The organism is Ewingella sp. AOP8-B2-18 (genome assembly GCF_052376015.1).
Classification (GTDB): Bacteria; Pseudomonadota; Gammaproteobacteria; order Enterobacterales; family Enterobacteriaceae; genus Ewingella; species Ewingella allii.
In genome coordinates, this window is sequence record NZ_JBQSVB010000004.1 from 187549 (window position 1) to 206589 (window position 19041).

Below are 19041 nucleotides of genomic sequence, written 5' to 3' on the forward strand. Positions count from 1 at the left end.
ATTAAAACCCTTTAAGAATTGACTGTAAAAACAGCGGTTTCACGGATTTTTATCCTGCATCATAAGTTTCATAAAAGCGGTCGCTGGCGCACTGAGCTCGCGATGACGGTGATTGACCATCCAAACCTGCGTGTTTCCCTGCTGCTTGCCGAAACGCAAATAGCGCACGCCGTCCACCTGAATGCGCAAATAAGCCGCAGGTAAAATCGATACGCCCAGCCCCGCCGACACCAGACCAATAATGGTCAACGGCTCGCCCACTTCCTGAGTAATAAAGGGCGTGATGCCGTGGGAACCGAGCAAGGCGCGAATATCGTCATACATCGATGTTCCCGAATCCTTGGAGAAAAACACAAAAGGCTGGTCAGCCAGGTGCTGAAAAGTCAGCTCACCTTCAGGAAGGTTCACCAGCGGATTGTCCTCATGCACCACGGCTACCAGCGACTCGGAGAGCAGCAGTTGATGGTGCAAAACCTCCGGCAGTTGGCGATTGCGCATGACCCCAAGGTCGATCCTTCCTTCCAATAAAGGTTCGATCTGCTGGGTGCTGTTCATCTCTTCTATCCGAATGTTCACTTCGGGATATTGCAGGTGAAAGCGTTGAATGGTGCGCTGAACGCGACGCAGAAACGGCGCGGAAGAGGTCAAGCCCAGCGTCAGATTGCCGGCAATCCCCTGATGGATTTTCGACGCTTGCAGCGAAGCGTCGTTGACGCGGCTGATGATCTGGCGCGCCTCTTTTAAGAACGCCTCTCCGGCTTGGGTCAGGCTGACATTCCGATTATTGCGATTAAGCAGCTTAGCCCCAATCGTGGCTTCAAGTGCTTGAATCTGCTGACTTAGCGGCGGTTGCGAAATATGCAGGCGCTCCGCCGCGCGGCCAAAATGCAACTCGTCGGCAACGGCAATAAAATAGCGTAAATGGCGAAGTTCAATGTTATTCATAGTTACCCATTGAGAGGTTTAACGTCTTAATCAACAGAGATTAATATATTAGACAAAAGATGTCTCACTGATAAAATTTTTACATCTTTTTTGTATTAATTTGGCTCTCGCTAAGGAAACCCAGTGAACATCGCAGGGCGAAAAACCGCCACTCCCAATGAAGATCGGCTGTCAGTTAACGATGACGACTTAATGCCCGCCACGCCGACCACTCCTTTAAGCAAAACACCTTTTATTAAACGTGGCACGCCGCAGTTTATCCGAGTGACGCTGGCGCTGTTCTCCGCCGGTCTGGCGACTTTTGCCCTTCTCTACTGCGTTCAGCCGATTTTGCCCGTGTTATCGCAAGAGTTTGGCGTGTCACCGGCGGCCAGCAGCCTCTCTTTGTCGGCTTCAACCGGATTAATGGCCATTGGCCTGTTGTTCACTGGCCCGGTGTCTGACGCCGTGGGGCGTAAATCGGTGATGGTGGTGGCACTGATGCTTGCCGCAGGATGTACCCTGATTTGTGCCTTTATGCAGAGCTGGAACGGCATCTTGGTGATGCGGGCACTGATTGGCCTCTCCCTCAGCGGCGTGGCCGCCGTCGCCATGACCTATTTAAGCGAAGAGATTCACCCGAGCGTGGTGGCCTTTTCGATGGGCCTGTATATCAGCGGTAACTCTATTGGCGGCATGAGTGGCCGACTGGTGACCGGCGTCTTGACCGATTTCTTCTCCTGGCGGGTGGCCGTCGCGGTGATTGGGGTGTTTGCGTTGTGCTCCGCCATCATGTTCTGGCGCATTCTGCCCGCTTCGAAACACTTTAGAGCAAGTTCGCTGAAGCCGCGCAAACTGGCGATCAATTTCAAACTGCATTGGCGCGATAGCGGCCTGCCGCTGCTGTTCCTCGAAGGTTTCCTGATCATGGGTAGCTTCGTCACTATGTTCAACTACATCGGTTATCGCCTGCTCAGCACCCCTTATCATCTGAGTCAGGCGGTGGTTGGCGTGCTGTCAGTGGTCTATTTGATGGGAACCTATAGCTCGCCGAAAGCGGGCGCGTTGACTGGGGTTTATGGTCGCGGCCCTGTCCTGCTAGGGTCAATCGGCCTGATGCTGGTCGGCATTCTGATCACCGCTTTGCCCGCTGTCTGGAGCATTTTCATCGGCATGGTGCTGTTCACCGGCGGGTTCTTCGCGGCCCACTCGGTTGCCAGTGGCTGGATCGGCCGCCGCGCGCGCCGCGCCAAAGGTCAGGCTTCATCACTCTATTTATTCTCCTACTACGCCGGTTCCAGCGTGGCCGGGACCTTGGGCGGATATTTCTGGCACAGCTTCGGCTGGAATGGCATCACCACCTTTATCTGCCTGATGCTTGCCGTCGCCGTGCTGGTCGGTTTCCGTCTGATGCATCTCGCCGAATCTAGACAAGTCGCCGTTAAGTAACTTCCTCCATCTAAGGGCGTTCGCGCCCTTTTCTTTCTGCCAGACAAAATTTCCTCAACCTTAAAAACGTCTCAGAAGATGAGTTGTGCACCCTTTCACTTTTCGACTATATTGTATGTTGTAACTAAATGGAGGCGGTATGGCGAATTACGACCTAATTGGGCGAATGAACAGTTGTTTCAATGAGTTAGAACTGGCACTTGGCGATCTCAGCCGTTTGTTAAAGCAGTTGGAGCTTATCCAGGCGCGGGTTTTCAGCCTGCCGGAGATCGCCAAAGGCGAGGAGCACAACCCTGCCGACCGTATTCAGGTGACGCCTTACGTCGGTGAAGCCGCGCAGCAGCTGGCGCTGCAGCATTTCCAGAATCTGTTTATTCACCATCAGGGGGAGAATGTTAGCAGTAAGTCCGCCGTCCGCCTGCCCGGCGTGCTGTGCTATGCCGTTGATGCTGCAGAACATCAGGCCGCCCTGCTGTTGATAGAGGAAGTGAATAAGCTGAAAGCCGAGCTGGAACATATTGTTACCGTGGAATCCGGTCTTGCCCGCGAGCAGCGTTTTGAATTTGTGCACACTCACCTGCGCGGTCTGATTACCTTGAATGCCTACCGCACCATTTCTTATTTGAATGACCCGGATTCAGTGCGCTTCGGTTGGGCGAATAAGCACATCATCAAGAATGTCAGCCGCGATGATGTTCTGGCCCAGTTAGACAAAAGTCTGAAAGCCGGTCGCTCTGTGCCGCCTTACAGCCGTGAGCAGTGGATGGATAACGTCACTCGTGAAATCAATGACGTAAAGCGCATTCCTGAACATGCTATTTTGAAGATTAAGCGCCCGGTAAAGGTCCAGCCCATCGCCCGCGTGTGGTATCGCAATAGCCAGAAGCAAGTTCAGCACCCCTGCCCACTGCCCCTCATCGCCCTCTGTTTGAAGTCACCCAATGTGCAAGTGCCCAAGCTTGGCGAGCTGCATGATTACGATGTGAGTGCCGTGAAGCACAAATATAAGCCCGAAGCGCAGTCGCTGAACTTGCTAATAAAGCGGCTGCATTTATATACGGATTGGTCGGCTGATCAAGTTGTTGAGAGCTGAGTTTGCTGCAATACCCCCTCCCAGCCTCCCCCTTTTCAGGGGGAGGAGCAAAAACCAAACCTGAGAAAAAATTACTGGAACAGATCAGGTTGCAGGAAACCTCACCCCAGCCCTCTCCTTAAAAATGAGAGGGAGCAAAGTCAAACCCACTGAAAAGGCACGGTTGAGAAGCCTGTAAGTCGCGTTCAGAAGTGACGCCGAGCAAGAGGTGGAAAACCGCGTGTTATTTTACGCGGGTTGGAATCCCGCAGCGAGGGAACCGCCTAAGCGGCGGCATTTCGCGACGATCACTAAAGTGCCTGAAACACGTCCATTCCAACCCTGCGCAGCCTCGATCTCACAAAAGAAAAAACGCAGGGTTCCAAGGGAGGCGCGTTTACGCCTCCCTTGGTCGGTGTGGGCCGACGCCCACGACCTTGAATTTGAAGTTGAATTTAAAAAGGGGCCCCAAAACTGCCCCAAGTTTACAACCTACTTCATGCTCCCCACCATATCCTCCGGCTTAACCCACTCGTCGAACTCGGCTTCGGTCAAATAACCCAGTTTCAGCGCAGAGCCTTTCAAGGTTAGCCCCTCTTTGTGCGCTTTTTTGGCGATTTCAGCCGCTTTGTCGTAACCGATATGGGTGTTGAGCGCGGTAACCAGCATCAGCGACTCGTTGAGTAGCTGGGTAATACGGTCGCGGACGGGTTCGATGCCTACGGCGCAGTGCTCGTTAAAGCCGCGCATGCCGTCGGCCAGCAGGCGAATGGATTGCAGGAAGTTGTGAATGACCATTGGTCGGAAGACGTTCAGCTCGAAGTTGCCCGACGCGCCGCCGATGTTGATCGCCACGTCGTTACCCAGCACCTGTGCGCACAGCATGGTCATGGCTTCGCACTGGGTTGGGTTCACTTTACCCGGCATGATGGAGCTGCCCGGCTCATTTTCAGGGATGGAAATCTCGCCTATGCCGCAGCGCGGGCCGGAAGACAACCAACGCACATCATTGGCGATTTTCATCAGCGACGCCGCCAAGCCTTTCAACGCGCCGTGGCCTTGCACCAGAGCGTCGCAGGTCGCCAGCGCTTCAAACTTATTCGGCGCGGTGACGAACGGCTGTTTAGTCTCTTCGGCCAAGGCTTTGGCGACGCGCACCGCGTACTCAGGATGGGTGTTCAACCCTGTACCAACCGCCGTGCCGCCCAAGGCTAATTCTGCAATGTGCGGGATACTGGCTTCGATATGCACCATGCTGTGGGCCAGCATTGCCACCCAGCCAGAGATCTCTTGGCCGAGCGTCAGCGGCGTGGCGTCTTGCAGGTGGGTACGGCCAATCTTGACGATATCTTTGAAAGCCTCGGATTTCGCCGCCAGCGTCTTGTGCAGCTCTTTCAACTCAGGCAGCAGCGTTTCGCGCAGCTCAATGACGGCGGCGACGTGCATCGCCGTCGGGAAGACGTCATTCGAGCTTTGGCTCTTGTTCACATCATCGTTCGGGTGAACCTTGCGCCCTTCTCCACGCTCGCCGCCGAGGATCTCGCTTGCCCGGTTAGCCAGCACTTCATTCATGTTCATGTTGGTTTGGGTGCCGGAACCTGTCTGCCAGATAGCCAGCGGGAATTCGGTAGGATGCTTGCCAGCCAGCACTTCGTCGGCGGCGGCAATGATCGCATCAGCGCGCTCTTTCGGCAGCAGGCCCAAATCCAGATTGACGCTGGCCGCTGCGCGTTTGGTCTGCGCCAGTGCGTGGATCAGTGCCTCAGGCATCTTTTCGGAGGAAATACGGAAGTGCTCGAGAGAGCGCTGAGTCTGTGCCCCCCAGAGTTTATCAGCCGGTACATCGATAGGCCCCATTGAGTCCTTTTCAGTGCGTGTTGCCGCCATAATATTTCTCCTAATTACGTTTCTGGTGAAATTTAATATTTATGCTTTGCAAAGGTTTACCGCCAGGAACTGCCACGCAGATCTTCTTTAGGCGACTCGTCGAGTATAGGTCAGGCATCGCGTTTCAGAATCGCTAATTGATAATTTCTCGCATTTACAGCACTTTTTCATCATCAGGAGTTGCTTAACCGCCCGCGCTCATTGTTTACTACGCCACAGTAATTTTCTTCACATCATCCCCTGCATAACGGGGATTTCAGGACGAAATATGCAAAAAATGAACAACGGTGTACAAAACTACGCCTGGGGCAGCACCGACGCATTAACCCACCTTTATGGCATTGCCAATCCTGAAGGTAAGCCGATGGCTGAACTTTGGATGGGTGCTCACCCAAAAAGCAGCTCCTACGTTAAAGGAAGCGACGGTCAGGAAATCGCCCTGCGCAGTCAAATTAGCGCCAACCTGGAGCAAGAGCTGGGGGCGAAAGTCGCCGCGCGTTTCGGCGAGCTGCCTTTCCTGTTTAAAGTGCTTTGCGCCGATCAGCCGCTGTCCATTCAGGTTCACCCAAGCAAGCGTGCGGCGGAGTGTGGCTTTGCCAAAGAGAACGCCGCCGGTATCCCGATTGATGCCGCCGAACGTAACTATAAAGACGCCAACCATAAGCCTGAGCTGGTCTATGCCTTGACGCCTTTCCAGGCGATGAATGGTTTCCGCGAGCTGCGTGAAATTGTGTCGCTGTTGCAGCCGGTTTCTGGCGCTAACCCGCATATTGCTGAATTCCTGACGCACCCCGATGTAGAGCATCTGCGCACCCTGTTCGCCAGCCTGCTGAGCCTTGAAGGCGAGGCAAAGTCTCTGGCGCTGGGCGTGTTGAAATCGGCACTGAATAACCAGAAAGGCCAGCCTTGGGACACCATCCGCAGCATCAGCGAATTCTATCCGGACGACAGCGGCCTGTTCTCCCCTCTGCTGCTCAATGTCATCACCCTCAAGCCGGGCGAAGGCATGTTCCTGTATGCCGAAACGCCGCACGCCTATCTCAACGGTGTGGCGCTGGAAGTCATGGCGAACTCGGACAACGTGTTACGCGCAGGTTTGACGCCGAAATACATTGATATCGCCGAGCTGCTGGACAATCTGAAATTCACTGCTAAACCTGCTGGGGAGCTTTTAACCTCGCCGGTGGAAAAAGGCGCTGAGCTGAGCTTCCCGATCCCAGTCGAAGACTTTGCTTTCTCGATTCACAGCTTGTCACCTGAGCCACAAACGCTGGCGCAAAACAGCGCGGCGATTATCTTCTGTATTGAAGGTCAAACGGTGTTGGAAAAAGGTGAAGAGACGCTGGTGCTGAAGCCGGGGGAATCTGGTTATCTTTCCGCCAGCGAATCGCCGGTTGAAGTGAGCGGCAACGGCCGAATTGCACGCGTGTTTAATAAGCTTTGATGCTGAACGTGATGTAATCAAGCAGTAAATATAAGTAGGGGTTGAGGCGAAATGCTTCATTTTTGTGAAAAATTTGCCATTGACGCCCCACTTACACCACAATAAATCGCGCCGTAAGGCGTTTTTTATTTCGGGACATTATCTAAGGATGAACAGAACTATGAAAAAATCGTTAGTCGCTGTAAGCGTCATTGTGGTACTTGGCGCGGCCTGGACAGGCGTCTCGTGGTATACGGGCAAAATGATTGAACAACATATGGCTGAAGTGGCGACCAACGCGAATAGCCAGATCCAATCCTCTTTCCCAAAAGCCGGGGTTAACGTCTCCTATCAAGACTACCACCGTGGGCTGTTCAGCAGCCAGGTGCGCATCATTCTGAAACCTGATGCCGCGGCCGCTGCTGCTGGCACCAGCGCGCTGAAAACCGGTGATGAAATCTCCTTTATCGAAACTATCGATCACGGTCCCTTCCCGGCAGCTCAGCTGAAAAAATTCAATCTGATCCCAAGCATGGCGTCAGTGCACAGCGAACTGGAAAACACCGCCACGCTGAAACCGCTGTTTGACGTGACTAAGGGCAAGTCTCTGGTGACGGCCGATACGCGCGTTTCCTATAACGGCGACAGCTCTTCGGCAATCAACTTCATTCCGGTTGATTACGATAAGAACAACAGCAAGTTGCAGTTCGGCGGCGCGGACATCAATGTCGCGGTGGATAAAGAGCTGACCAAGATGAAGTTGGATGCGAAGAGCGATAGCATCGCCATCACTTCTCAGAACCAGTTCGGCCAGCAAGAAAAAGTGACCCTGAACGGCTTTTCTTTGGATAGCGACACCAATCAGGGCGCGTCTAAAGTGGGCATCGGCGATCAGAATCTGACCATCAAACAAGTGGCAGTCAATGTTGATGGCAAAGACGCGGCTTCTCTGGATAACTTCAAGCTGGTCAGCAAGTTCAGCGAAGAAGGCAGCAACATCAAAGGCCAGCAGGATTACACCATTGATGCGCTGAAGATTCAGAATACCGATTTTGGCTCAGGTAAGTTGACGGTGAAAATCGACAAACTGGACGCCGCCGCGCTGAAAGCCTTCTCCGACAGCTACAACCAGCAGTCACAGCAGTTGCTGTCACAGGCTGGCGATATTGACCCGGCCGTTTACCAGCAGCAGGCTACTGAGCTGTTAGTGGATAATCTGCCTCTGTTGTTGAAAGGCAATCCAAGCATCAGTATCGACCCACTGAGCTGGAAGAACAGCAAAGGTGAAAGTACCTTCACCCTTCAGTTAGATCTGAAAGATCCGGCGGCCGGTTCTCAGGCGCAGACTGAAGATCAGCTGATTTCCCAGTTGGTGAGCAAGCTTGACGCTAAACTGAACATCCCACTGGCCATGGCCACCGAGCTGACCACCCAGACGGCGAAAATCGAAGGTTATACCGGCGATGACGCAGAGAAACTGGCTAAACAGCAGGTTCAAGGTCTGGCAGCTATGGGTCAGATGTTCAAGATCACTACGCTGAAAGACGACGCTATCTCCAGCAGCTTCCACTACGCCGACAATCAGGTTGATTTGAACGGCCAGAAGATGACCCTGCAAGAGTTCGCCGGTCTGTTTGGGATCTTCGGCGGCAACGCGGTTCAGCCACAAACCCAGGCTCCAGCAGCCTCCCCGCTGGCTCCACCAGTTGCCCCTGTAGCGCCTAATACACCGTAATAATTGCGTTTGTTTAGTGAAAAGCCCACTTTGGTGGGCTTTTTTTATTGTATCTTTTAATTCAATTGCATCTTTTTAAATCAACTTCAAGGTCAAGGTCGTGGGCGTCGGCCCACACCGACCAAGGGAGGCGTAAACGCGCCTCCCTTGGAACCCTGCGTTTTTTTGTTGTGAGATCGAGGCTGCGCAGGGTCGGAATGGACGTGTTTCAGCGGCCATGGTGTTTGCCGCGAAGTGTCGCCGCTTAGGCGGTTCCCTCAGTTCGGGCTTCGAGCCTAAGGTCTCGAACCACTCCCTCGGCGTCACTTCTGAACGCGACCTACTGGCATTTACACCGTGCCGTTTCAGGTGGTTTGACTTGCTTTGCTCCTACCACTTATAAGGGTGAGGGAGTAAGGCAAAACTCACTGAAATGGCACGGTTGAAAAGCCTCAAAACCGCGCTCAAAAATGGCGCTGAGCGAACGGTTCGAGACCCAAGGCTCGAGCCGAGCGAAGCGAGACAGCGTTGCAAAGCAACGACCCGAAGGGCGAGGCCAGAGGCCGAGTAAGCCTGAAGCGAAGGCACCGCCTAAGCGGCGACATTTTGCGGTGGAGAACTGAAGCCCCTGAAACACGTCCGCCAAGCTAGCGACAGCGCGCAGTTAAAAGCCCGGGGGTCAAGGGGGCGGCGGCGACTGGCCGCCCCCTTGCCGGTGTGGGCCGGTGCCCACGACCTTGACCTTAAATTTAAAGATGCAATTGAAAACCCTTACGCTGAGGCCCTCTCGATCAACCCCGGTGCCACAATAATATTCTGCGTTTCGAGGTTCTGGCCCCCTATTCTCTGCAGCAATCTTCGAGCGGCGGCGTGGCCTATCTCGCGGGCGGAGCTGGCAATAGAAGTTAAAGGCGGTTCGGTGAGTTCAGCCTCCGGGGCGTCTTCCATGGCGATTAACGCGATTTGCTGCTGGAAGAAATTATCCACTGCGCCGCCACCAATGAGATTGCCGGTGCGCATCACGCCGAAATAGGCTCCCATGGCGACCGACGACTTATGGCAGACGATGGCGCTGATCTTGGGATAGTGGCGCAATAACGTCTCGGCGGCGTCGGCGGCGCACTTCTGCTGATAGTCACACTCGATGATCCATTCGCTGCGAAATGGCAACCCGTATTGCACCAGCGTGGCGCAAAAGCCGCCCAAACGCTCCGCGCGGGTGAGCGAGTCACTTAACCCGCCGAGATAAGCAATCTGCTTATGGCCGCGTTTAATTAAATATTCCGTCGCCATTTTTGCCGCCAGCATATTGTCGGGCCGCACTAAATCAACCCCGTCGATGCCGCTGGCGCGCGAGGCGCAAATCAGCGGCACGCCCTGCTCGCAGGCTTTCTCTTTCAGTCCTGCCGGGGCGTGCTCTCCACCAGCAATCACTATGCCGTCAACGCCGTGGGTCAACAGCGTCTCGAAGCAGCGCGCTAAGCCTTTGCCTGACGAACCACTTTGCAATAAAAACAACACCTTACCCTGAGCTTCAAACATCTCGCTCAGACCGGCGGTCATCTCGGCATAGAAAGGCTCGCAGATATCACGCACGATCAGCCCCACCACGCCGGATTCCCCGCCGCGTAGCGTACTGGCTTGCCGATTACGCACAAACCCCAACTGCTCGACGGCCTGATTCACCCGCTCGGCGGTGGCTGGAGAGATACGCCCTTTACCACTAAGCACCAGTGAAACAGTGGTCACGGACGTGCCTGCATGCTGGGCAACATCAATTATGGTGACTTTTTTCTGGCTCATCCTGTGACTTCTTTCATTAAAACTCCATGAGTGGCGGGTTTATTGCATCACCCGCCGCATGCTGAATAAATCGACTTTAGGTTAAACGTTTAATCTGCCGCTAAGCTTATCTTGCGGGCATGCGTGAGTAATGTGAACCAAAGCACGATTTATTTAGGTAAAACGTTTTATCTTATCCGCCATAAGATTAATCCGGTTCATTTTTTTCGCTTCAGGGGAATAAGTATGCCAGCCAATAAAAGACAACGCGTCACGCTTTGGGAGTTTTTCCAAAGTTTAGGTAAAACCTTCATGTTGCCAGTAGCCTTGCTCTCCTTCTGCGGCATTATGCTGGGGATCGGTAGCTCATTAAGCAGCAATGATGTCACCACCCTGTTACCGGCTTTAGGTAATCCCATCCTGCAACTGATCTTCACGTGGATGAGCAAAGTCGGTTCGTTCGCCTTCAGCTTCCTGCCAGTGATGTTTGCAATTGCCATTCCACTTGGTATGGCGCGTGAAAATAAAGGCGTCGCGGCGTTCTCCGGCTTTGTGGGTTACGCCGTGTTGAATCTGGCGACTAACTTCTACCTGACCGCCAGCGGCGTGCTGCCGACGGTGGACCCGCTGATCCTCAAAGCCAATAACATCCAGATGATCCTCGGCATCCAGTCTATCGATACCGGTATTCTTGGCGCGGTAATTGTCGGCGTAATCGTCTATGTGCTGCATGAGCGTTACAACACTATCCGCCTGCCGGATGCGCTAGCGTTCTTCGGCGGTACCCGTTTTGTACCTATTGTCACGACCGTAGTATTAGGTCTGGTTGGTCTGGTCATTCCTCTGATTTGGCCGTTCTTTGCTGCCGGGATTAACGGTTTGGGTCGCCTGATCCACGACGCCGGTATCTTTGGGCCGATGATTTTCGGTTCCGGCGAACGTCTGCTGCTGCCGTTTGGCCTGCACCACATTCTGGTTGCCCTGATCCGCTTTACCGAAGCGGGCGGCACCATGGACGTTTGTGGTCGTGAAGTGAGCGGCGCGCTGACTATCTTCCAAGCCCAGCTCTCTTGCCCGACCACCCACGGCTTCTCTGAAAGCGCCACCCAATTCTTGTCTCAAGGTAAAATGCCAGCCTTCCTCGGCGGCTTGCCGGGTGCGGCGTTGGCAATGTACCACTGCGCTAAACCAGAAAACCGTCATAAAATTAAAGGCCTGCTGATTTCCGGCGTGGTGGCCTGCGTGGTCGGCGGGACTACCGAACCCATCGAGTTCCTGTTCCTGTTTGTTGCGCCAGTGCTGTATATCATCCACGCTATTTTGACCGGTCTGGGCTTCACCATTATGTCCGTGCTGGGCGTGACCATCGGTAACACCGACGGCAACATCATCGACTTCGTGGTGTTTGGTATCCTGCACGGTACGGCCACCAAGTGGTATCTGGTGCCGGTGGTGGCCGCTATCTGGTTCGCCGCTTACTACGCGATTTTCCGCTTCTCTATCCTGCGCTTTAACATCAAAACGCCGGGCCGCGAATCTGAATCTATGCCAAGCGCAGCGCCAGTGGCCTCTAACAGCAAATCTGGCTACAACGTGCCGGTGATCCTTAGCGCGCTGGGCGGCGCGGACAACATTGTCTCGCTCGACAACTGCATCACCCGCCTGCGCATGTCGGTGCATGATATGTCGCTGGTTGACGATGCGACGCTGAAAGCCAATCGCGCCATCGGCGTGGTGCATCTCAACGAGCACAACCTGCAAGTGGTGATCGGCCCGCAGGTTCAGTCAGTGAAAGATGAACTCGACTGGCTGATCCGCGACGCGAAAAATAGCGCCGCGCCGGAACCGGCCACCATATAATCATCCAAGCTTACAGGGCGACGTCAGGTCGCCCTTTTCACCTTCTAGAATGACCCGATTTCAGGGAGCGAAAATGTCCACAAGCCTTTTTGATTTCTCCACCCCGGTTGACCGCCACGGCACCTGGTGTACCCAGTGGGATTACGTCGCAGACCGTTTTGGCAGTGCTGACTTGCTGCCTTTCACCATCTCCGACATGGATTTTGCCACCGCGCCCTGCATCCTCGAGGCGCTGCAAAAACGCCTACAGCACGGCGTACTGGGCTATAGCCGCTGGCAGCATGATGATTTTCTGGGCGCGATTGAGCATTGGTACCAGCAGCGTTTTAACAGCCAGATTAACCGCAACATGTTGGTCTACGGCCCTTCGGTGATTTACATGGTCGCGCAGCTGATTCGCCAGTGGACCCAGCCGGGCGACGGCATTCTGACCTTCACTCCCGCCTATGACGCCTTCTTCAAGGTGATTGACGGCAATCAGCGCAAGCTTATCGCCTGCCCGCTGGAGAAACAGGGCAACGACTGGCTGCTCAATAGCGATTTGCTTGAGCAACAGCTGGCCGCGCCGGATTGCACCCTGCTGCTGCTGTGCAGCCCGCACAACCCAACCGGTAAAGTATGGAGCAGAGCCGAGCTGACGCTGATTGCCGAGCTGTGCCAGCGCCACAATGTGCGCGTGATCAGTGATGAAATTCACATGGATATGATTTGGGGAAATAACTGCCATACGCCGTGGAATGAAGTGGCAACCGGCCAGTGGGCGCTGCTGACCTCCGGCTCGAAAAGCTTCAACATTCCGGCCCTGACCGGGGCTTATGGCCTGATTAGCGACCCGGCGCAGCGCGACGCCTATCTGCATCAGTTGAAAGCCTGCGACGGCCTCTCCTCCCCGGCGGTGTTAGCCGTACTGGCTCACGTCACGGCCTATCGCCAGGGCGACGTCTGGCTCGACGCGCTGCGCGGCTATCTGGAAGGCAACCTGCACTATGTCGCTGACACCCTGAATGCGGCCTTTGAGGAGCTAAACTGGCAGCCGCCGCAATCGACCTATCTGGCGTGGATTGACCTGCGCCCGCTGAAGCTGGATGACAAAGCCTTGCAGCGCGAACTGATAGATAACCAGAAAGTCGCCATCATGCCGGGTTACACCTATGGCGCGGAAGGCGAAGGTTTCTTGCGTTTGAACGTCGGCTGCCCGCGCGCCAAAGTCGAAATGGGCGTGGCGAAGTTAATCGCTGGGATCCGCGCCCTTAAGGCGTAAACCACTGCAATCTGCCTGCTTTGCACTATTTACGCGCAACAAAGTGCTTATTTCTCACTTTGTTGCGCAACAAAATTTCACAAATCCCGCTCAATGGTTATAATGCCCCGCACTTTTCAAACGATAATGAGTGCACCCTATGATTGATACACGCCTCCCTCTGACTGACATTCATCGCCACCTTGATGGCAATATTCGCGCTCAAACCATCCTCGACTTAGGTCGCCAGTTCAACCTCACTCTGCCCGCTACCGAGCTTGACGCCCTGCGTCCTCACGTTCAGGTGACCAAGACTGAGCCAGATTTAGTCAGCTTTTTGCAGAAACTCGACTGGGGCGTGAAAGTGCTCGGCGATCTCGACGCCTGCCGCCGCGTGGCGCAGGAAAACGTCGCTGACGCCGCCAATGCCGGCCTGCACTACGCCGAGCTGCGTTTCTCACCTTATTACATGGCGATGACCCACAACCTGCCCGTGGCGGGCGTGGTTGAAGCCGTGATTGACGGTATCCGTCGTGGTCGTCAGGAGCATGACATTGACGTGCGCCTGATTGGTATTCTCAGCCGCACCTTCGGTGAAGAAGCCTGTCTGCAAGAGCTGGATGGCCTTCTGGCCCACCGCGACGGCATCACCGCGCTGGACTTAGCCGGTGACGAGCTGGGCTTCCCCGGCAGCCTGTTCCTCAGCCACTTTAACCGTGCGCGTGACGCGGGCTGGCGCATTACCGTCCACGCGGGCGAAGCGGCAGGCCCGGAGAGCATCTGGCAGGCGATTCGCGAGCTGGGCGCAGAGCGTATCGGTCACGGCGTGAAAGCGGCAGAAGACCCTGAGCTGATGGACTTCTTAGCCAAGCACCAGATTGGTATCGAGTCTTGCCTGACCTCCAATATCCAAACCAGCACCGTGGCGGCGCTCGACAGCCACCCGCTGGCGACCTTCCTGCGTCACGGCGTTCTGGCGTCAATTAACACCGATGACCCGGCGGTTCAGGGGATTGAGATTGAGCACGAATACCGCGTTGCGGCTCCGGCAGCGGGGCTGACGTCTGATGAAATCCGTCAGGCGCAGGAGAATGGCTTGACCATGGCCTTCCTCAGCGAGTCTGAAAAAGACGCCATTCGCGCCAAAGTGAAAGCCTAATGAGACGGGGATGAGGCGGCAAACGCCTCATCCCCTCTTTCTAACTGACTGTTTTACTGCTCTAAAGCCGCTTTACTGCCTTCCCGTTCAACTTCTTCTTTTGCCACTTTCTTCGCATAACGCTGAGCCAACACCGCGCAGACCATCAGCTGAACCTGATGGAAAATCATCAGCGGCAGCACCATCGCGCCCACCGCCGAGGCCGGGAACAGCACGTTGGCCATCGGAATACCGTTCGCCAAACTCTTCTTCGAACCGCAGAACACAATGGTGATTTCATCTTTAGTGCTGAAACTCAGCCAGCGCGCCACCAGTGTGTTGATAATCAGTACAATCGCCAGCAGCACCAGAGAACAGACCAGAATCGCCAACAGCGACCAGCCGTCGATTTGGCTCCAAATCCCCTCGACCACGGCTTCGCTGAAGGCGACATACACCACTAGCAGAATCGAAGAACGGTCAGTGATATTGACGATTTTCTTATGGCGCTGCACCCAGCCGGCAATCAGCGGGCGGCACAGGTGACCAATAATAAACGGCACCATCAGTTGCAGCACAATCGAGCCAATGGCGTGCAAGGTGTTGCTGCTGCCGCCCTGCGTGTGCATCAGCAGGCCAACCAGTACCGGCGAGAGGAACACACCGAGAATGCTCGACGCAGAAGCACTACAGATTGCCGCCGCGATGTTACCGCCCGCCACCGACGTGTAAGCAATGGCCGACTGCACGGTGGCAGGCAGCGCGCAGAGATAGAGAAAACCGTAATAGAGCGTCGGAGTTAAAATACCCAGCGGCACCAGCCATTTCATCCCTAAACCGAGCAGCGGGAACAGCGCAAAGGTGCTAAGAAACACCACCAGATGCAGCTTCCAGTGACTGATCCCGGCCATGATCGCTTCACGCGACAGCTTGGCGCCGTGCATAAAGAACAGCAGCGCAATGGCGGCGGTGGTCAGGTGTTCAAAAATCGTTTTGTAGATCCCTTCGCAGGGAAAGAATGACGCGATGACCACCACGCTGACCAAAATCAGCAGAAATTTATCAATACGCAGTCGCTGTAACCAAGACATGTAGAGTTCCTTGCAAAAAAATCGCCGCAATGCGCGGCGTCTAAGTCATCAATGTCGCTCAACTTTTCGGGACTTTCAAGGTGGCTTGCTGATGGGAAGAGTGAATACCTAGCTCAATCAACTCCATCACGCGAATAGCATCGCTGGCCGGAACCGGATTTTCCCCCAGCCCGAGAATGGCGTCGCGCACTCCGGCATAGTAAGCCGGATAATCGCCGGGCAAGGTGGGCAGAGGCTTATCCGCCAGCACGCCTTCATAGCTCAGAGTCAGCACGCCGTCGCGCGGATCTTCTCCCCACTTGGCCTGCGGCGGGCGCTGCCCGGCTTTCAGGCACTCTTCCTGCGTGTCGAGGCCATACTTCACAAAACTGCCCTTTTCCCCCTGCACGATAAAGCGCGCCGTCTCGGCCGAGGCGTACACCGTGCTGTGCAGCACCACGCGGCGGCGGCCGTAGGTCAGCGTGGTGTTGAAGTAATCCACCGCCTTGCCGCCCGGCCTGACTACGGCCAAATCGGACTGGATGGTGTCCGGCAGGCCAAACAGCCGCAAAGCCTGATCCAGCAGGTGTGAACCTAAGTCATACCAAATGCCGCTGCCCAGCTCGTCATTCTCCCGCCAGCGCTGCTGCACCTGGGGTTTGAAACGATCGTAATGGGATTCGAAATAGACAATCTCCCCCAGCGTCCCTTCATTGATTAAGGCCTGCACGGTGAGGAAATCCGAGTCCCAGCGGCGGTTGTGGAACACCGACAGCACCTTGCCTTTCTCCTGCGCCAGAATGTTCAGCGAGCGCGCCTCGCCCAGCGTGACGGTAAAAGGCTTGTCGACAATCACGTGCTTCCCGGCCTCCAGCGCCTGCTGGGCCAGCGGGAAATGGGTGGCATTGGGGGTTGGGATCACCACCAGATCAATAGTCGCATCGGCGAAGATTTTCTCCGGGCTATCCACCACCTGCACCGAAGGCCAGTCCGCCTGCACTTTGCTGGCGTCACTGCTGGAGACCACTGCCAGCTCAAGGCCCGGCGTACCGGCAATCAGCGGGGAATGAAAAGTTTTACTGGCAAAGCCGTAACCGACTAGCCCAACGCGCAGCGTTTCAGACATCTTCATCTCCTTCGTAACAAACAAATCACCCAGTGTTTTTATTCACAACATGGATGATTACCTTGATAAACATCATAGACGCTATGTGCCCAGATTGTGCACAGTGCTTATCCATGTCGTTATTTATGCATCATTATTTCTTATTTCTGGGGATCTGAATCTATGTGGGACTTGCTTATAGGGCTAGTGATAACCGTTATCGTAGGCCGCTACATTATTAAAGGCTATTCGCCCACCGGCGTGCTCATGGTGGGCGGGCTGCTGCTGTTAATCATCAGCGCCCTAATGGGCCACAACGTGTTGCCGGAAGGCACTAAATCCACCGGCTGGAACAGCACCGATATCGTCGAATATGTCAAAATCCTGCTGATGAGTCGCGGCGGCGACCTCGGCATGATGATCATGATGCTATGCGGCTTTGCGGCTTACATGACCCACATCGGTGCCAACGACGTGGTGGTGCGCCTGGCTTCGCGCCCGCTACAGATGATCAACTCCCCCTATATCCTGATGGTGGCGGCCTATATTCTGGCTTGCCTGATGTCGCTCGCCGTCTCTTCGGCCACCGGCCTTGGCGTGCTGCTGATGGCAACCCTGTTCCCGATCATGGTCAACGTCGGCATCAGTCGCGGTGCCGCAGCCGCCATCTGCGCCTCTCCGGCGGCGATCATTCTCTCGCCAACCTCCGGCGACGTGGTGCTGGCCGCGCAAGCTTCCAACATGCCGCTGGTCGATTTCGCTTTTAAGGTCACCCTGCCAATCTCTATCGCCGCCATCGTGGTGATGGCGATTGCCCACTTCTTCTGGCAGCGTTTCCTCGACAAACGCGAAGCCGGCACGGCGCAGATTATTGAAGAAACACCCGTCACCACCGTGGAAACCAATGCCCCTTGGTTTTACGCCATCCTGCCATTTACCCCGATTGTTGGCGTGCTGGTATTCGACGGCAAATGGGGGCCGAACCTGCACATCATCACCATTTTGGTTATCTGCATGGCGCTGACGGCGATTATCGAAACCTTCCGCAATCGTAGCGGCAAAGCCGTATTCGCCGGGCTGGACGTCGCCTATCGCGGCATGGCGGACGCTTTCGCCAACGTGGTGATGCTGCTGGTCGCCGCCGGGGTCTTCGCCCAAGGCTTAAGCACCGTGGGCTTTATCAGCAGCCTGATTGGTTTGGCGCAAAATGTAGGTTCCGGCGGGCTGGTGATGATGCTGGTGTTGGTGATCATCACCGTGCTGGCGGCCATGACCACCGGCTCGGGCAACGCATCGTTTTACGCTTTCGTCGAGCTGATCCCGAAACTGGCCACCAAAATGGGCATCAATCCAGAGTATTTGGTGATCCCGATGCTGCAAGCCTCAAACCTCGGCCGCACCATCTCCCCGGTTTCCGGCGTGGTGGTCGCCGTGGCGGGTATGGCAAAAATCTCGCCATTTGAAGTAGTGAAGCGCACCTCGGTGCCGGTACTGGCGGGCCTGATTGTGGTGGTGGTCGCCACCGAGATTTTTGTTCCGCTGCACTGATGATATTTCCCTTCCCCGCAAACAATAACGCCTGAGCAAGCTCAGGCGTTTTTTATGGCGTCGGTTGTTGAACGTTTTCGCGTCATTTGATTGTCAGGGATTAACCAATATTGCTCATCCATAAGCCACTCAGGGTTCAATCACATGAATACGATAGAGCTGGCTTACATCTCAGGGTAAACTTCTGCGCCTTGAATAGGGCTATATCGCCCGTTTATTCGGCATCCAAAGTAACTTAAGGCTGATTATGTCTCAACAACCGATCTCCCGTGAAACGGAATATAAACGCATTGGCGGCTGGTTACTCGCTCCTCTGGCTTATCTGATTGTTACGCTGTTGAGCGTCGCGCTGACCTTGGTCCTGTTCTCGATGGCGCTGTTTGTGCCCGAGTCGCGCGAATATCTGATAACTAATTCGCAAGCCTTTACTTTGCAATGGTATTTCTCCGTAGTGACTGCGCTGGCCATGGGTGCCTTTACCATCGTGCTGCTGATGCAGTTCTGTAAACGTCGCCGAGTGGTGCCGAAGGTATTCACCATCTGGCTGCTGTGTACCGTGCTGCTGGCTATCAAAGCCTTCGCGTTTTCGCCAATCAATGACGATATGGCGGTGCGCAATCTGTTGCTGTCACTGCTGCCAGCGGCGCTGTTAGTGCCCTATTTCAAACGTTCTCGTCGCGTTAAAGAGACGTTCACGGAATAACCCTACAATGACTCCGTTGTCTGTGGAGAGGTTATTTCAGACAATATTTTTAGCTTTAGCGGTTGTCGCGCCTGCCCATCATGCGCGGATCTCTCTACAGTAATTAACAGTAATCTTCAGGCAATG

At 54.9% G+C, this 19041-nt stretch carries 14 protein-coding genes and 1 other RNA gene; 10 read left to right on the plus strand and 5 right to left on the minus strand.

The features are described 5' to 3' along the window. Positions 1 to 39: 39 nt before the first annotated feature. Positions 40 to 945, minus strand: a complete 906-nt coding sequence (locus tag ACT3RR_RS10635; protein WP_486031007.1) for a LysR family transcriptional regulator — start codon at positions 943 to 945, stop codon at positions 40 to 42. Between the two features lie 192 nt (positions 946 to 1137). Between ACT3RR_RS10635 and ACT3RR_RS10640 the strand changes: the two genes are divergently transcribed. Next, positions 1138 to 2373 carry an MFS transporter gene (locus tag ACT3RR_RS10640; protein ID WP_496200367.1) on the plus strand — a complete coding sequence of 412 codons (1236 nt, stop codon included), beginning with the start codon at positions 1138 to 1140 and terminating at the stop codon, positions 2371 to 2373. 139 nt (positions 2374 to 2512) lie between these two features. After that, on the plus strand, positions 2513 to 3466 hold the full coding sequence (gene tus / locus ACT3RR_RS10645) for a DNA replication terminus site-binding protein (RefSeq protein ID WP_353502011.1): 954 nt from the start codon (positions 2513 to 2515) through the stop codon (positions 3464 to 3466). A 471-nt stretch (positions 3467 to 3937) separates the two neighbouring features. Here the strand turns inward: tus and fumC are convergent, their stop codons facing one another. Continuing rightward, complete coding sequence (fumC, locus tag ACT3RR_RS10650; RefSeq protein ID WP_353502010.1) at positions 3938 to 5332, minus strand: class II fumarate hydratase; 1395 nt, start codon at positions 5330 to 5332, stop codon at positions 3938 to 3940. Between the two features lie 268 nt (positions 5333 to 5600). On the opposite strand from fumC, the gene manA reads away from it, so the two are divergent. The 3 genes from manA (at position 5601) to ACT3RR_RS10665 (ending at position 9039) form a co-directional block, all read left to right on the plus strand. Then, complete coding sequence (manA, locus tag ACT3RR_RS10655) at positions 5601 to 6776, plus strand: mannose-6-phosphate isomerase (RefSeq protein WP_353502009.1); 1176 nt, start codon at positions 5601 to 5603, stop codon at positions 6774 to 6776. 160 nt (positions 6777 to 6936) lie between these two features. Continuing rightward, the gene (locus ACT3RR_RS10660) at positions 6937 to 8490 is read left to right on the plus strand and encodes a YdgA family protein (protein ID WP_496200279.1); all 1554 of its coding nucleotides are present in this window, start codon (positions 6937 to 6939) and stop codon (positions 8488 to 8490) included. A gap of 467 nt (positions 8491 to 8957) precedes the next feature. Then, positions 8958 to 9039, plus strand: a non-coding RNA gene (locus ACT3RR_RS10665) — RtT sRNA. A 201-nt stretch (positions 9040 to 9240) separates the two neighbouring features. Here the strand turns inward: ACT3RR_RS10665 and malI are convergent. Further along, the gene (malI, locus tag ACT3RR_RS10670; protein ID WP_353502007.1) at positions 9241 to 10272 is read right to left on the minus strand and encodes a Mal regulon transcriptional regulator MalI; all 1032 of its coding nucleotides are present in this window, start codon (positions 10270 to 10272) and stop codon (positions 9241 to 9243) included. A 225-nt stretch (positions 10273 to 10497) separates the two neighbouring features. On the opposite strand from malI, the gene malX reads away from it, so the two are divergent. From malX to add, 3 genes are all read left to right on the plus strand, one after another. Next, positions 10498 to 12111 carry a maltose/glucose-specific PTS transporter subunit IIBC gene (gene malX / locus ACT3RR_RS10675; RefSeq protein ID WP_353502006.1) on the plus strand — a complete coding sequence of 538 codons (1614 nt, stop codon included), beginning with the start codon at positions 10498 to 10500 and terminating at the stop codon, positions 12109 to 12111. Between the two features lie 73 nt (positions 12112 to 12184). After that, a complete protein-coding gene (locus ACT3RR_RS10680) occupies positions 12185 to 13372 on the plus strand; it encodes a MalY/PatB family protein (protein WP_496200280.1) in 1188 nt (395 codons plus the stop codon). Between the two features lie 139 nt (positions 13373 to 13511). Continuing rightward, positions 13512 to 14510 (plus strand): adenosine deaminase, encoded by a 999-nt coding sequence (add, locus tag ACT3RR_RS10685; RefSeq protein WP_496200281.1) that lies wholly within the window; start codon positions 13512 to 13514, stop codon positions 14508 to 14510. A gap of 53 nt (positions 14511 to 14563) precedes the next feature. Here add and ACT3RR_RS10690 read toward each other — a convergent pair whose 3' ends face one another. Beyond that, on the minus strand, positions 14564 to 15580 hold the full coding sequence (locus ACT3RR_RS10690; protein ID WP_496200282.1) for a bile acid:sodium symporter family protein: 1017 nt from the start codon (positions 15578 to 15580) through the stop codon (positions 14564 to 14566). Between the two features lie 58 nt (positions 15581 to 15638). After that, positions 15639 to 16685 carry an oxidoreductase gene (locus ACT3RR_RS10695; protein WP_485900438.1) on the minus strand — a complete coding sequence of 349 codons (1047 nt, stop codon included), beginning with the start codon at positions 16683 to 16685 and terminating at the stop codon, positions 15639 to 15641. Positions 16686 to 16847: 162 nt separating this feature from the next. Between ACT3RR_RS10695 and dcuC the strand changes: the two genes are divergently transcribed. Both dcuC and ACT3RR_RS10705 read left to right on the plus strand, forming a co-directional pair. Further along, positions 16848 to 18212 carry an anaerobic C4-dicarboxylate transporter DcuC gene (gene dcuC, locus ACT3RR_RS10700; RefSeq protein ID WP_353502001.1) on the plus strand — a complete coding sequence of 455 codons (1365 nt, stop codon included), beginning with the start codon at positions 16848 to 16850 and terminating at the stop codon, positions 18210 to 18212. A gap of 247 nt (positions 18213 to 18459) precedes the next feature. Continuing rightward, a complete protein-coding gene (locus ACT3RR_RS10705) occupies positions 18460 to 18915 on the plus strand; it encodes a DUF2569 domain-containing protein (RefSeq protein WP_353502000.1) in 456 nt (151 codons plus the stop codon). Positions 18916 to 19041 lie beyond the last annotated feature (126 nt).